At 36.8% G+C, this 14,884-nt stretch carries 13 protein-coding genes; 3 read left to right on the top strand and 10 right to left on the bottom strand.

What is annotated here, in order from left to right:
• Positions 1-16: 16 nt before the first annotated feature.
• The 9 genes from B0A80_RS09990 to pdxA form a co-directional block, all read right to left on the bottom strand.
• Positions 17-307 carry a hypothetical protein gene (locus B0A80_RS09990; RefSeq protein WP_089077201.1) on the bottom strand — a complete coding sequence of 97 codons (291 nt, stop codon included), beginning with the start codon at positions 305-307 and terminating at the stop codon, positions 17-19.
• Between the two features lie 28 nt (positions 308-335).
• Positions 336-632, bottom strand: a complete 297-nt coding sequence (locus tag B0A80_RS09985; protein ID WP_017496274.1) for a hypothetical protein — start codon at positions 630-632, stop codon at positions 336-338.
• A gap of 73 nt (positions 633-705) precedes the next feature.
• A complete protein-coding gene (locus B0A80_RS09980) occupies positions 706-1,002 on the bottom strand; it encodes a hypothetical protein (RefSeq protein WP_089077200.1) in 297 nt (98 codons plus the stop codon).
• Positions 1,003-1,302: 300 nt separating this feature from the next.
• Positions 1,303-2,652: an acetyl-CoA carboxylase biotin carboxylase subunit gene (gene accC / locus B0A80_RS09975; RefSeq protein ID WP_017496276.1), complete on the bottom strand. Its 1,350-nt coding sequence runs from the start codon at positions 2,650-2,652 to the stop codon at positions 1,303-1,305.
• Between the two features lie 107 nt (positions 2,653-2,759).
• The gene (gene accB / locus B0A80_RS09970) at positions 2,760-3,251 is read right to left on the bottom strand and encodes an acetyl-CoA carboxylase biotin carboxyl carrier protein (protein ID WP_017496277.1); all 492 of its coding nucleotides are present in this window, start codon (positions 3,249-3,251) and stop codon (positions 2,760-2,762) included.
• 23 nt (positions 3,252-3,274) lie between these two features.
• Entirely contained in the window at positions 3,275-4,273 is a 999-nt protein-coding gene (locus B0A80_RS09965) for a beta-ketoacyl-ACP synthase III (RefSeq protein WP_017496278.1), read from the bottom strand.
• A gap of 174 nt (positions 4,274-4,447) precedes the next feature.
• Positions 4,448-4,642, bottom strand: coding sequence for a 50S ribosomal protein L32 (rpmF, locus tag B0A80_RS09960; RefSeq protein ID WP_007137315.1), 195 nt, complete (start codon positions 4,640-4,642; stop codon positions 4,448-4,450).
• A 9-nt stretch (positions 4,643-4,651) separates the two neighbouring features.
• Positions 4,652-5,194 (bottom strand): YceD family protein, encoded by a 543-nt coding sequence (locus B0A80_RS09955; protein ID WP_017496279.1) that lies wholly within the window; start codon positions 5,192-5,194, stop codon positions 4,652-4,654.
• Positions 5,195-5,300: 106 nt separating this feature from the next.
• A complete protein-coding gene (pdxA, locus tag B0A80_RS09950) occupies positions 5,301-6,350 on the bottom strand; it encodes a 4-hydroxythreonine-4-phosphate dehydrogenase PdxA (protein ID WP_070906468.1) in 1,050 nt (349 codons plus the stop codon).
• Between the two features lie 57 nt (positions 6,351-6,407).
• Here pdxA and B0A80_RS09945 point away from each other — a divergent pair, with 57 nt between their 5' ends.
• The gene (locus B0A80_RS09945) at positions 6,408-6,998 is read left to right on the top strand and encodes a riboflavin synthase (protein WP_089077199.1); all 591 of its coding nucleotides are present in this window, start codon (positions 6,408-6,410) and stop codon (positions 6,996-6,998) included.
• Positions 6,999-7,032: 34 nt separating this feature from the next.
• On the opposite strand, the gene B0A80_RS20700 is transcribed toward B0A80_RS09945, so the two are convergent.
• Positions 7,033-7,245 (bottom strand): hypothetical protein, encoded by a 213-nt coding sequence (locus B0A80_RS20700; protein ID WP_124020567.1) that lies wholly within the window; start codon positions 7,243-7,245, stop codon positions 7,033-7,035.
• Between the two features lie 764 nt (positions 7,246-8,009).
• Here B0A80_RS20700 and B0A80_RS09940 point away from each other — a divergent pair.
• Positions 8,010-8,459, top strand: coding sequence for a hypothetical protein (locus B0A80_RS09940; protein WP_089077198.1), 450 nt, complete (start codon positions 8,010-8,012; stop codon positions 8,457-8,459).
• Positions 8,460-8,484: 25 nt separating this feature from the next.
• The gene (locus tag B0A80_RS09935) at positions 8,485-14,799 is read left to right on the top strand and encodes an Ig-like domain-containing protein (RefSeq protein ID WP_089077197.1); all 6,315 of its coding nucleotides are present in this window, start codon (positions 8,485-8,487) and stop codon (positions 14,797-14,799) included.
• Positions 14,800-14,884 lie beyond the last annotated feature (85 nt).

Raw genomic sequence — 14,884 nt, 5'->3', positions numbered from 1 at the left:
TATGGGTTACTAATCGTTATTTTTTAAGAATATTTCCGGAAGCATCTGTATAAACTGTAGATTTTTCTCCTCTAACGGTTATCTCTATTTTATACTCCTTCTTTGCATTTACATAAGCTTTATCCAGTTTTACTCCCGGATAAGCATTGTCTAATGCGGTTTTGATCGCAGCCGGAACCGCATCAACTTCTTTATATTCATCCTGAACACTTACAGTTTTTACCAATAAACCTGTCATTGTTCCACTTCCTGCCTGCATAGACAAACTACCTAACACGATAGCTGCCGATAAGATTAACTTTTTCATAATGATCCTTTTTAATGGTTCTTATTAATTATTTTTTGATCCAGGTTCCATCTGCATTTGCATAAAGAGAGCCTACTTTGTCACCTACCGTAACACTAAGCTTGTACTCTGCTTTTTCATTTTTGTATGCTTTTGAAAGTATTGCATCCGGATACGCTTTTTTAAGAGCATCGATTACAGCAGCAGGAACTTCTTCCACTTTAATTTCAGTGTACTCGTCCTGGATAACTGCTATTTTTACGATTGTATTTGACATTGGAGAAGTTGAAGCAAATGATGTTAAACCTCCCAAAACGATTGCGGCTGATAGAAATAAATTTTTCATAGTGTGTATATTTTAGTACTCTTAATTTTATTTTAATGTTCTTAATTTGTATAAACATAAGAACGGCTTTACCTTATTTTTTAATCCAGGTTCCGTCTGCATTAGCAAAAAGGTTACCTACCTTTTCTCCTACTGTAACGTCTAATTTGTACTCGGATTTTTCGTTTTTATACGCTTTTGTAACTACAGCGCTTGGATATGCTTTTTTCAAAGCTTCCGTAATTGGAGCAGGTATCTCTTCTAATTTGATCTCTGTATATTCGTCTGCAACAGAAACCGTTTTAACGATAGTGTTTGCAATTGGAGCATTTGATGCGAATGATGTTAAACCTCCTAAAACAATTGCGGCTGATAAAAATAAATTTTTCATAATGTGTACGTATTAAATTATTTAATAGTTGTTTACGCTTTAGATAATGAAATTATTATGCCGTAACGAAAACGTTGTACCTACAATTAGCTAAATCCTTATTTTTAAAGGAATTAAACCATTTGTGCCAAAATTCAAAATTTATAAAAAGTGTGTAACTCAGGAAAAACCTGTATAAAAAATACACACCAAAAGTGTTTACTCTACCAAAAAGCAAACCCGATAAGTTTCTAAAACCTATCGGGTTTACCAGTTGGTAACATAAAAAAAAGGCTGTTGAAAAATCAACAGCCTTTAATTTTATTCCTCTATAGGTTTCATTTTAAATGTATCCATAAAAGCAGTAGTATAATCTCCTGCAATATATCTTGGGTCATCCATCAATTGTCTATGGAATGGTATTGTAGTTTTGATGCCTTCAATAACAAATTCATCTAAAGCTCTTCGCATTTTACTGATAGCTTCTTCTCTTGATTGTGCAGTTGTGATTAACTTTGCAATCATCGAATCGTAATTTGGCGGAATGCTGTAACCAGAATATACGTGAGTATCTAAACGAACACCATGTCCTCCTGGCATATGAAGCGTCGTAATTTTTCCTGGTGAAGGACGAAAATCGTTATAAGGATCTTCAGCATTAATACGGCATTCGATGGCATGTAATTGTGGTAAGTAGTTTTTTCCTGAAATTGGAATTCCGGCCGCTACCATAATTTGCTCACGAATTAAATCGTAGTCAATTACTTGTTCAGTAATCGGGTGCTCTACCTGAATACGGGTATTCATTTCCATGAAATAGAAGTTTCTGTGTTTGTCCACTAAAAACTCTACAGTTCCGGCTCCTTCGTACTTAATGAATTCTGCCGCTTTTACAGCCGCTTCTCCCATTGCCGCACGCAATTCATCAGTCATGAATGGTGAAGGTGTTTCTTCAGTTAATTTCTGGTGACGACGTTGTACTGAACAATCTCTTTCAGAAAGATGACATGCTTTTCCGTATGAATCTCCAACAACCTGAATTTCGATATGACGTGGTTCTTCGATAAGTTTCTCCATGTACATTCCGTCATTTCCAAATGCAGCGGCAGCTTCCTGACGTGCACTTTCCCATGCTTTCAATAATTCATCTTCTTTCCATACCGCACGCATTCCTTTTCCACCACCACCGGCAGTAGCTTTAAGCATTACCGGGTAACCAAATTCTTTAGCTAACTTTTGTGTTTGTTCGAAAGATTCTAATAATCCGTCAGAACCTGGTACACATGGAACTCCTGCAGCTTTCATTGTCGCTTTTGCAGAAGCTTTATCTCCCATTCTGTCAATCATCTCAGGAGCTGCACCAATAAATTTGATTCCGTGCTCCTGACAAATTTTTGAGAATTTAGCATTCTCAGAAAGAAATCCATAACCTGGATGTATTGCGTCTGCGTTAGTAATTTCAGCAGCAGCAATTATATTTGACATTTTCAAATACGATAAGTTACTTGGAGGGGGACCAATACAAACCGCTTCATCAGCAAACTTAACATGTAAACTTTCAGCATCGGCTGTAGAGTAAACTGCTACAGTTTTGATTCCCATTTCTTTACATGTACGAATTACACGAAGTGCAATTTCTCCTCTATTTGCAATTAATATTTTTTTAAACATCTTATTTTAATTAGATAATTAGACAATTTGATCATTAGATAATTTTAGATGTCTGTATTAATTCTGTCAGATCAATCTAAAATCTAAAATCTAAAATCTAAATTTATTTATGATGGATCAACTAAAAATAAAGGTTGGTCAAATTCTACAGGAGACATATCGTCAACAAGAATTTTTACAATTTTACCTGAAACTTCCGATTCGATTTCGTTGAATAATTTCATTGCTTCAATTACACAAAGAACATCACCTTTTGCGATAGTGCTTCCAACTTCAGTAAATACTGGTTTGTCTGGAGATGGTTTTCTGTAAAAAGTTCCAATAATTGGAGATTTAATAGTAATGAATTTAGAATCTTCAACAGCAGCAGCAGGTGCTTCTGCACTTACATTTACAACTACAGGAGCTGTTTGTTGAGGAACAACTGCTTGTGGCAATGCTGCCTGAGCTGGTAATTGCTGTACATAAGTAGCTTCAGTTACATTCGTCTCTAAAGTTGTTCTGATCGTGATTTTTACATCATCCATTTCCAACTTTACTTCTGCAACACCCGAATTTGCTACAAATTTGATTAGGTTTTGAATTTCTTTTAAATCCATAATGATTCGTTTTTAGTTTTGATTTATTTTTTATCGTATGCCCATTTTAGGTAAATAGATCCCCAAGTGAATCCTCCACCAAAAGCGGCAAAAATAATATTATCTCCTTTTTTAAGCAAATGTTCAAAGTCACTTAATACTAATGGTAACGTAGCTGAAGTGGTGTTACCATATTTTTCAATATTCACCAATACTTTTGAATCCTCAAGATTCATTCTGTTTGCAGTAGCATCGATGATACGTCTGTTTGCCTGATGTGGCACTAACCAATTCACATCCTGATTCGTGAGATTGTTTCTTTGCAAAATCAATTCGCTCGCATCGGCCATATTGGTTACAGCGTATTTAAAAACGGTTTTTCCGTCCTGAATAATATTGTGTTGTTTGTTTTGTACGGTCTCCGCTGTAGTTGGAGTTAAAGAACCTCCTGCAGAAATTTTAAGAAAATCGCGTCCTACACCGTCGCTTCGTAAGTATTCATCTTGTAAGCCTAAGCCTTCATAATTAGGTTCGAATAAAACGGCTCCCGCTCCGTCACCAAAAATAATACAAGTTGCTCTGTCTGTATAATCTACAATTGATGACATTTTATCGGCACCAATTAATAATACTTTTTTATATCTTCCTGACTGCACATAAGCTGCAGCGGTAGACATTCCGTATAAGAAACTTGAACATGCCGCCTGCAAATCATAAGCAAATGCATTGGTAGCTCCAATTTCTGTCGCAACAAAAACTCCTGTAGAGGCTACCGGCATATCTGCTGTAGCTGTTGCCATTATAATCAGATCAATCTCTAACGGATCAATATTAGCTTTTGCTATTAAATCCTGTGCTGCTTTTATAGCAAGAAACGATGTTCCTTTATCAGCATCTTTTAAAATCCTTCTTTCTTTAATTCCGGTACGAGTAGTAATCCATTCGTCATTGGTATCGACCATCGTTTCCAAAACTTTGTTCGAAAGTACAAAGTCGGGAACGTAAGCTCCAACAGCGGTAATTGCGGCTGTGATTGTATTCATTATATTCTATTATTTCGTTTCAAATACAGCGTATCTGAAAAATTTTTAAAAGACTTGAAAATTACAAAAAAAAAACGAAATTAATTTGCAGTTATTTTCTTAAAAAAAGAAAAGTATAACCAACAAAAAAAACTCTCACTATGTGAGAGTTCCAGTATCATTTACAAAAACGTATTAAGCAACCGCTACAGATTTATCGATAACAACTTGCCCTCTGTAGTACATTTTACCTTCATGCCAGTAAGCTCTGTGGTATAAATGTGCTTCTCCAGTAATAGGACATGTAGCGATTTGAGCTACAGTAGCTTTATAATGTGTTCTTCTCTTATCTCTTCTTGTTTTCGAGATTTTTCTCTTAGGATGTGCCATTTTACTATATTATTTATCCGTTAATAGTTTCTTTAATTTGTCCCAACGCGGGTCAATATCTTCTTCTTGTTTACTCTCTTTTTTCTCTTCTTTAACCGTTAGCTCATTCAGTTTTTTTAAAGCGTCAGTTTGCAAACTGCCGTCTTTCACTCCCGGATGAACTCGTTTTAGAGGTACCGACAGTGCAATCATTTCATAAATGTACTGTGCTACATCAATTTCATGCTCTCCATGCGGCAAGATTAAAAGCTCTTCATTATCGTTATTGAATTCTTCTCCAAAACGAACTATTAATTTCATTTTACCTTTTAAGGGCAAATCAAAATCTTCGCTTGTCAGATCACAAGGTACATTTACAGTCCCTTTGTGCTTGAATTCCAACTCTAACATGTTGCTTTTCTTATCTAAAACTAAACCTACTTTGATATCTGAACTTTGAAATTCGTCGTAATCAAAGTTCGCAAAGAACGTGTTACTTATTTGATACTCAAAATGGTGTTTTCCTAGTTTTAATCCTACGAAAGGAATTAAAAATTCTTTTGTTTTGCTCATTTCAACATCAATTTGTCCAATCCGTATCTAAAACTCAGATACCTGAATTGGGGTGCAAAGATATAAAATTATTATAAAACTAATAATCTTATTCACCTTTTTTTGTTTATAACTGTTTTTCTTTTATTTTGAGTGGTTTTTCAGTAATCTCCTCATACTGATTACGCGAGCGAAAAATATCTATTGCAAGATAAACCGCCTCCTTAAATGAGTTAAAATCTGCCATATCTTTTCCGGCAATATCATAAGCCGTACCATGATCCGGTGAGGTTCTAACCTTATTCAAACCAGCCGTATAATTCACTCCTTTACCAAACGACAATGTTTTAAACGGAATCAATCCCTGATCGTGATAAGTAGCTACAATAGCATCATACTTCTCATATTGACCACTTCCAAAAAAACCATCTGCCGAAAATGGTCCAAAAACCATAGTTCCTTTTTCAAAAATCTTTTTCAGAGCTGGCTTCAAAATCAAATCTTCTTCTTTCCCAATCACACCACCATCACCACTATGCGGATTCAATCCTAAAACAGCAATTTTTGGTTTAACAATGCTAAAATCCTGAACCAGTGATTTTCTGATTGTTTCAATCTTTCTAACGATTAATTCTTCTGTCAAATGCGAAGAAACCTCATTCAACGGTACATGATCGGTAAGCAAACCTACTCGCAAATTATCCTGAACCATCATCATTAAAGCATTTCCTTCTAATTCTTTGTCCAGATAATCGGTATGTCCCGGAAATTTAAAATCTTCCGATTGAATGTTGTATTTGTTTATTGGCGCCGTTACCAAAACATCTACCAAACCTTCTTTTAGCGCTTTGGTAGCCGCAACAAATGATTTAATTGCGTATTCGCCAATTTTCTCATCATTTTTACCGAAGTTAATATCAACCCCTTCTTTCCAAAGATTAAAAACATTGACTTTTCCCGGCAAAACCTGCTCTAATTTATCTACACCGTGAAACTGAACAGTCGACGTGAAGCTCTTTTTAACAAAAGAAAGTATTTTGGCGTTTGCAAAAATAACTGGCGTACACATCTCCAACATACGAGAATCTTCGAATGTTTTTAATATAACTTCGCTTCCAATACCGTTTAAATCTCCAACCGAAATTCCAACAATTATATTTTCTGCTTTTTTATTCATGAGCTCAGATTATTTATTACTAATTTTGATGTGCAAATTTAGTAAAATAAAACCAAAATGTTCACAGGAATTATAGAAACCCTAGGAAGGATTCACGAAATAAAAAAAGATCAAAACAATCTTCACATCACAGTTGACTCCACAATCACTAATGAATTAAAAATTGACCAAAGCGTTTCTCATAACGGAATCTGCCTGACGGTTGTAGCTATAAAAGATTCATTTTATACCGTAACCGCTATCGACGAGACCATTTTAAAAACCAATATTGGCGACTGGAAAGAAGGCGATATTGTAAATCTGGAAAGAGGAATGAAACTTGGAGACCGTCTGGACGGGCACATCGTACAGGGGCACGTTGACCAAACCGGAACCTGCATTAAAATCGAAGAAGCACATGGAAGCTGGAATTACACTTTTGAATACGACAAAAACCTCAGCAATATTACCATCGAAAAAGGCTCTATTACGGTAAACGGAGTAAGCCTGACGGTAGTAAACTCAAAAACAAACGAATTTAGCGTTTCGATTATTCCTTACACTTTTGAAAATACTAATTTTAAAAACTTCAAAGTTGGGACTAAAATAAACCTTGAATTTGACGTTGTTGGAAAATACATTTCAAGACTTTATGCGATAAACAAATAATTTACAGAATATACCCATAAAAAAAAGCTTCAGTTTACGCTGAAGCTTTTTTTATTTTATTTCGATATATAATTGTAATCCCTAAAACAATGGCCACTATTGCCAAAAATACTAAATGATCATCTATTGGCACTATGTCCGGATCATTCGGATCGTCTGGTGGAGGCGGAGGTTTTTGCGCCAAAGCACTAAAACCATTCATCAAGGTCAGGCAAACTGTAAAAAAAACGATCTTTATTGTCTTCATAATTTTAACATGCTGCAAAACAGCAAGGTAGGTTGTTAAACTTATTTTTATCTACTACAATTCTCACAAAAACAGGGGCTTACAGCGAATTGTGCGACAAATGTATAAGATTTTTATAGAACCACAAGGTTTAAAACAAAAAAAGCAAAACAAAAATAATCTGCCCGTTTTACCGTAAGAATAAACCTTAAAGTATCAATCCCCCACTGCTATTTACGTATATTTCTGTCTGTTAGTTTTCTATTTCCACAAATCAAAACTCCTTTTTTTATCACAATAAATCAGGATTGCGTGATTTACGAAAAAAAACACATCCTTTTTAGTTCATTACATTGTTATTTCGTAAAACCACCTACTCTAAAACACGAGCAACTGCTTTATATTCAAAAAACCAGATATTAACCACAAATGACCTCCCATTACACACCAATTACAGTTGTTACAATAGCCCGTTAAAAACAAGACCAAAGCGATACTTTTGTACTATATAAAACAAAAATTTGAGTCTATTTCTAATCAAAATAAGTTTTAAACCGCATTTTCTTTGAATTCTAAATCAGGGAACAAATCAGCTATTATCAGAAAACAAAAACACCTGATTTAAAGAAAACTAACTCAATTCCGACAACTTAACTTATGTCTTTTTATAGTAAGTTTTTTTATTTAAAAAGATTCATATACAAAGAAAAACCGAAAAAAGTTCATTTCCATTTTTGCTTGCTTACCCCCTTAAAAACAGACAATTAATTTAAATCTATTATCAAATGAGGAAAACTACTATTATACTGCTTCCATTGTTGTTCTTTTTACAACTGTCAATTGCCCAATCACAGATTAAAAAGGAAAAACTGAAAGAGTTTCGTAAAAGTGCGAAATGGAAAGAAATGATGAAGGACCCTAATGCAAATTTCGACGAAACTAAGGCTGCTTTTGAAGAATTTTGGAAAGGAAAACCTAATCCGTTAGAATTGATGGAGGGAGAAGAAGAAGCGTTGGAAGAATTAAAAGAAAGATCCTTTATTTCCAGACTCTTTAAAAGCAATAGGGCACTAAAAAAAGAATCACTTCAGTACGCTGAAGATTTTAAGAAATTTAAATTTTGGAGAATCCAAAGTGAAGGGTTTGTAAAATCTGACGGAAGGGTAATGACTCCCGATGAAATTCAAGAGATGGTCCAACAGGAACTACAAAGCAGGCAAAAAAATAAAAAATAATTTCCCGATAATCTTAAAATAATCTATGCAAACAAATCTACGTATTGCAGTGTTACTTGTATGCTCTCTTTTCTTTAACCTTACAAGTGCTCAAAATTCTGCTCCGAACTGGAAAAATATCGGCCCTATACCCTTTCCACAGAAAACCATTGGTCAGGTACACGGTATTGGACGTTGTGTTCAGATTAAATTTCACCCCACAGATCCTAACAAAATGTATGTTGCCAGTGCTTCAGGGGGGCTGTATCAGAGTAATGACAAAGGTCTTAATTGGACTTCATTAGGAACCGATCAGGTTATTAATGCTTCGTCTTCCTCCATAACTGTAGATCCTACTAACAATCAGGTGATTTATTGGGGAACAGGTGATGCAAATTATTCTTATGATGGTTTGGGGGTCTATAAAACGATCAATGGAGGAGCCACCTGGGCAAAATCTAATTCCGGAATGGGTAATCGATTGGTTAGAGACGTACTTATTCTTCCCACAGATAGCAATACTATCATTGCGGCTACCAATAACGGTATCTATAAATCGACAGACGCAGGGGCTAATTGGACCTTACAATCTGTTTCTGGCATTGAAGTTCAGGATATCTGCTACAAACCGGGCACAAACGGTCAGATAATATATGCAACAGCATCTAAAAATTTTTATCGTTCTCTCGATGCCGGAAGCAGTTGGACTGAAATCACTTCTCCAGCCTTTGTATTCGGAGCTAACGGAACAAGAGTATCGGTTTGTGAGGCCGATCCAAATGTTGTTTATGTTGCCAATGTTGGTGCTAATGCTATAGGAGAAATTTACAGATCAACAGATGGAGGAAGCACCTTTACAAACACGCGTTCGACTACGGAGTGTATTGCCGCATATTCGGCATCAGGGGGCGGCCAGGGAGATTATAATTTTGATTTTGAGGTCAATCCTGTTAACTCAAATGAGCTTTATGTATGTGCTCATGTGATATGGCGTTCTACAGATGCAGGTGTTACCTGGGTACAGCAACAATCTTCCTGGGCAAAGGATCTTCATACCGACCAACATCATATTGTATTTGATCCTTATGTTAGCGGTCAGCTCTGGAATGCCAACGATGGTGGAATCTGGAGCAATACAGCCAATGGAACAGGAGCATGGACTCCAAAGTCTGACGGTATTGCAGCCACCGAAATTTATCATGGTGCTCTTGGTAAAACGAATAGAAACCTACAGTATATAGGCACACAGGATAATGGCGGATTTTACTACAATAACGGTATCTTTTATAATAACAGGGCTGGTGACTATGGTCCATATATGTGGTTTGATTATTTAAGTAATTTTTACTCTGAGTCAAACAAATATAAATGCCCCTATCCTCCTGGCTCAGGTTCTTGTGTAGATTTGAATCTGCCAGAAACCCCATCGGGCGGAAAATTTGCCTTCACTCCGGAAAATGCTGATATTGCTTACCATGCTAATGCCGGAAAAATTTACCGCTGTCTTAATCTAACTTCAGCCTCTCCTTCCTGGACACTTATTTACACTGTACCATCTGGTACTATAAGAGACCTCCAGATAGATCCCGGTAATGCAGATCGTTTATATGTATTTACAGATTTACCTGCATTATACAGATCAGACAATGCAAAGACTGATGCCTCTTTTGTTCAGACAACACTTCCTTCTACATCGACTAATGGTTCTGTAGCTCCCATATCAAATTCAGATGTTGTATACTTAGGACTTGGAACTACTATTTATCGCTCTGCCGATAAAGGAACAACATGGACCCCTACAAAAGGATTTCCTTCAGCACAAGTTCAAAAAGTGGTGGCCGATAACAAAAGTATAAATGAGGCGGTCTATGCTTCTTATGCCTTGGGCGTTTATTATAAGGACATCACTAAATCCTCCTGGATCAATTACTCTTCAGGCCTTCCTATAATTTGCAACATAACAGATATGGATATTTATAATGATGGTATTTCTAAAGGCATATTGACTGTTTATTATTATGGAAGAGGGGTATGGCAGAGTGATCTGGTTCCTCCTCCGAGTAACATTACGGTGGCTATGACTTCGCCAGTCAACAATACAACATTTAGCGGTCCGGCTACTATCAATCTCAATGCTACTGCTTCTGTAAGCTCAGGAAATATTAGCAAAGTAGAATTCTATAATGGAACTACCTTACTGAGTACAAGCACATCCTCTCCCTATAATTATGTGTGGACTGGAGTATTGCCCGGAAACTATGATCTGACGGCTGTGGCTTATGATAATCTGGGAAATAAGAAAAGCTCTGCCTTAGTAACTGTTATGGTGACTTTAGTTTGTAATAAAGTCACAGGAATTGCCTTTGGGACCGCTCCTTATTACCACTATACATGTGATAAAGCTTTTGACGGAGATATAAACACCTCTTTTGATGCTGATGATTCAGAAGATCCAGCTTATGTCGGATTAGATCTTGGAACAGCAAAAGTGATTACAAATCTCCGATATTATCCAAGAGATTCGCGAGCAGGAAGGATGACAGGTGGGAAATTTCAGGGTTCTAATACCTCTACTTCTGCCGGTTTTGTTGATCTGTATACCATCCCAACCGAGCCAAATTATGCCTGGCATGACGTTAGTATACCGAACAGTACAGCCTACAGGTACTACAGATATTGCACTCCACCCGATAATTATGCTGATGTGGCCGAGATTGAGTTCTGCGCTTCTAATGAGCTTCCAACAGTAAACATTACAGCACCACTCAATAATAAACTTTATGCTACTGTTCCTGCGAATATAAACATTACAGCAACTGCTTCTGATACAGATGGATCGATAAGCAAAGTCGAATTTTATCAAGGAGCAACTTTACTTGGTATTGTTACCTCAAGTCCCTATTCGTTTAACTGGACAGGAGTTCCCAGCGGCACTTATCAACTTAATGCAAAGGCTTATGACAACCTAAATGCTGTAGCGGTTTCCTCTAATATTACTGTAATAGTAGGAAATCAAAACCCAACAGTTTCCATTATTTCACCTGATGATTATGCTGACATTCCAAATCCTTCAGCTATTACTATTTATGCAACAGCCTCTGACGCTGATGGTACGATCAGTAAAGTAGAGTTTTATAATGGCACCTCTTTCTTAGGGACTTCAACAACCAGCCCGTACAGTTATAACTGGACCAATGTCCCTATAGGAACTTACACGCTAACCGCTAAGGCGTATGATAATAGCGGCGGGATTACAAGCTCTTCACCTATCACTGTTAATGATATTTTCCCTTGTTCTACACTTTCGGGCAGTACTTTTGGCACTTCTCCCTGGACAGCTGGTTATGAATATGATAAAGCATTTGACGGAGATATAAATACAAATTTTAGTGCTAAATCTGCTAGTTCAGGTTATACCGGATTAGATTTTGGAACAGCAAAAGTGGTTAAAGCAATACGTTTTTATCCAAGAGAATCTTTTGAAAAAAGAATGACAGGTGGAAAATTCCAGGGTTCTAACACCTCTACTTCTGCTGGTTTTGTGGATCTGTATACCATCCCGACCGAGCCAAGTTATACCTGGCAAGAGGTTAGTATACCTAACAGTAAAGCCTACAGGTATTACAGGTACTTATCTCCCAAGAATGGATATTGTGATGTAGCGGAAATTGAGTTTTGCGGATTAAACGATACAAAGGTAAGTATTAGTACTCCTGCTAATGATGCTACTTATATTGCTCCGGCTACCATTAATATTGCCGCTGATGTAAATGGCGCTGTAAGCAAAGTGGAATACTATATAGGAGCTTCTTTACTTGGCACATCCACTAACAGTCCATACAATTATAACTGGACAGGAATAAGTAGCGGATCATACAATCTGACAGCAAAGGCTTATGATAATACGGGGGCGGTTACTTCTTCGGCTCCAGTAAGCTTTACTGTCAGAAATAATATTGCTCCAACAGTAAGCATTATCACTCCGGCCGACAAGGCAATGTATACTGCCCCGGCCACTTTCGATATAGCAGCCACAGCTAATGATACCGACGGAAAAATAGACAAAGTAGAATTCTATAACGGCGCTACACTATTAGGAACCGTTAATACAAGTCCGTATTCTTTCAATTGGAAAAACGCAGCCGCCGGAACGTACACCTTAACTGCCAAAGCTTACGATAATAATGGAGTTGCCACCAGTTCTTCCGCAGTTTCAGTAAGAGTAAACCAACCTCCTACAATAAGTATTACTTCTCCGACCGACAATACAATTTATGCCGCTCCGGCCACTTTCGATCTATCGGCCACAGCTAACGATACCGACGGAAGTATAGGCAAAGTAGAATTCTATAATGGCACTACCCTGTTAGGAACCGTTAATGCAAGTCCATATACTTTCAATTGGAAAAACATAGCTGCCGGAACGTATTCGTTAACGGCCAAAGCTTACGATAATAATGGAGCTGTTACCACCTCTTCAGCAGTTTCAGTCAGAGTGAACCAACCACCTACAGTAAGTATTACCACTCCGGCCGACAATGCAATTTATGTTGCTGGTACCACTTTTGATATATCCGCCACAGCTAAAGATGCCGACGGAAGTATAGACAAAGTAGCATTCTATAATGGTGCTACACTTTTAGGAGTAGTTAATGCAAGTCCGTATACTTTCAATTGGAAAAACGTAGCTGCCGGAACGTACACGTTAACAGCTAAAGCTTACGATAATGACAACGATGTTACCACTTCTTCTGCAATTGTAATTACAGTAAATACACCTGTCAATCAATCACCTTCAGCAGCCATTACTGCCCCTGCCAATAATACTGCATTTACAGCTCCTGCAAGTATTACTATCGATGCTGTAGCAACCGATTCTGATGGTACAATCTCTAAAGTAGAATTCTATAACGGAGCAACTTTATTGTCGACTTCAACAACCAGTCCTTATACCTACAATTGGAAAAATGTGACTGCGGGAACTTATGCCATAACAGTAAAAGCATATGATAATGCAAATGCAACAGCAACATCAGCCGTGGTAAACCTGGTCGTTAATAATAATCAGGCTCCTACAGTAAGAGTCACTTCTCCTGTTGACAATACTACATTCATTGCTCCCGCAACTTTTACAATCAAAGCTGAAGCGGCCGATTCTGACGGAACAATCTCTAAAGTAGAATTCTATAACGGAGCGACTTTATTGTCGACTTCAACAACCAGCCCGTATACCTACAATTGGAAAAATGTGACTGCCGGAACTTATGCCATAACAGTAAAAGCATATGATAATGCAAATGCAACAGCAACATCAGCTGTGGTAAACGTAGTCGTTAATAACAATCAGGCCCCAACAGTAAGACTTACTGCTCCAGCTGATAATACTACATTCATTGCTCCTGCAACTGTTACAATCGATGCCGAAGCAGCCGATTCTGACGGAACAATTTCTAAAGTAGAATTCTACAACGGAGCAACTTTATTATCGGCTTCAGCAACCAGTCCTTATACCTACAATTGGGAAAATGTGACTGCGGGAACTTATCAGATAACAGCAAAAGCGACAGACAATACCGGAAACGTCACCAGCTCGACTCCTGTAATTATTGCTGTAAAAGCTAGCCCAATTATTAGTATGATTTCTTCTTCTGAAAATAATCAGGTAATAGATAATGGGAAGGATATTTTATTCACTTTCAATGTGACTGATCCTGATGCTGTATTGTCATCTATTATTATTAAAGACAACGGGGAAATAATTTCTACAATAAATAAGTCTTCTTATTCATTTGTTCTTACCGATATAAGTCCCGGAGATCACTATTTCACCGCAATCGCTATTCTTAAAAATGGTACAAAATACACATTTGCGAGTTTAAATATAGTAAGTAAAAATTGCAAAAGTACAGAATGGAATACTTCAACTGATTATTTAACTGGAGATCAGGTAATCTATCAAAATATTATTTACAGGGCTTTGGCAGTTAACAAAAATAAACAACCTAATCAGGACCAATCCACTTGGTCTAATATAGGAACTTGTGAAAATTTGATAGTTAAAAATCCTCCTGCAGTTAAACCTAAGTATATGTTATACCCAAATCCATGCACCACACATTTCAATATCAAATTTATGGATTGCGAAGGGAAGAGTTTTTACTATAGCATAATGGATGTAAACAGCAGAATCTTAAGAGAACAAAAAAGCGAGAGCATCAACAATGCCATATTTGAGAAAGAGGTAAACATTCAGGGATTACCTTCCGGAACATACTTAGTACACATTCATTTAGATGAAAGGATATATAGTGAAAAGATAATTATCATAGAAAAGCCTTCTATGTATAAGAGAAAGAAATAATGCTTTTTACTATCATTTTATGTTACATGGAAAACCATAATTAACATTCATAGATTTTAGGAATTATGTAATCCCAACGTTTTAT

The sequence above is a fragment of the Flavobacterium tructae genome (assembly GCF_002217475.1).
GTDB lineage: Bacteria > Bacteroidota > Bacteroidia > Flavobacteriales > Flavobacteriaceae > Flavobacterium > Flavobacterium tructae.
Note: the sequence above shows the minus strand (reverse complement) of the source record. Positions and strands in the feature narration are given on the sequence as shown.

What these genes read in the sequence shown, in the direction of transcription:
- rpmF (WP_007137315.1), bottom strand. Translation starts at nt 4,642, where the DNA reads ATGGCACATCCTAAGAGAAAAATCTCGAAAACAAGAAGAGATAAGAGA.
- accB (WP_017496277.1), bottom strand. Translation starts at nt 3,251, where the DNA reads ATGGATTTAAAAGAAATTCAAAACCTAATCAAATTTGTAGCAAATTCG.
- B0A80_RS09955 (WP_017496279.1), bottom strand. Translation starts at nt 5,194, where the DNA reads ATGAGCAAAACAAAAGAATTTTTAATTCCTTTCGTAGGATTAAAACTA.
- B0A80_RS09990 (WP_089077201.1), bottom strand. Translation starts at nt 307, where the DNA reads ATGAAAAAGTTAATCTTATCGGCAGCTATCGTGTTAGGTAGTTTGTCT.
- pdxA (WP_070906468.1), bottom strand. Translation starts at nt 6,350, where the DNA reads ATGAATAAAAAAGCAGAAAATATAATTGTTGGAATTTCGGTTGGAGAT.
- B0A80_RS09985 (WP_017496274.1), bottom strand. Translation starts at nt 632, where the DNA reads ATGAAAAATTTATTTCTATCAGCCGCAATCGTTTTGGGAGGTTTAACA.
- B0A80_RS09935 (WP_089077197.1), top strand. Translation starts at nt 8,485, where the DNA reads ATGCAAACAAATCTACGTATTGCAGTGTTACTTGTATGCTCTCTTTTC.
- B0A80_RS09945 (WP_089077199.1), top strand. Translation starts at nt 6,408, where the DNA reads ATGTTCACAGGAATTATAGAAACCCTAGGAAGGATTCACGAAATAAAA.
- accC (WP_017496276.1), bottom strand. Translation starts at nt 2,652, where the DNA reads ATGTTTAAAAAAATATTAATTGCAAATAGAGGAGAAATTGCACTTCGT.
- B0A80_RS09965 (WP_017496278.1), bottom strand. Translation starts at nt 4,273, where the DNA reads ATGAATACAATCACAGCCGCAATTACCGCTGTTGGAGCTTACGTTCCC.
- B0A80_RS09980 (WP_089077200.1), bottom strand. Translation starts at nt 1,002, where the DNA reads ATGAAAAATTTATTTTTATCAGCCGCAATTGTTTTAGGAGGTTTAACA.
- B0A80_RS09940 (WP_089077198.1), top strand. Translation starts at nt 8,010, where the DNA reads ATGAGGAAAACTACTATTATACTGCTTCCATTGTTGTTCTTTTTACAA.
- B0A80_RS20700 (WP_124020567.1), bottom strand. Translation starts at nt 7,245, where the DNA reads ATGAAGACAATAAAGATCGTTTTTTTTACAGTTTGCCTGACCTTGATG.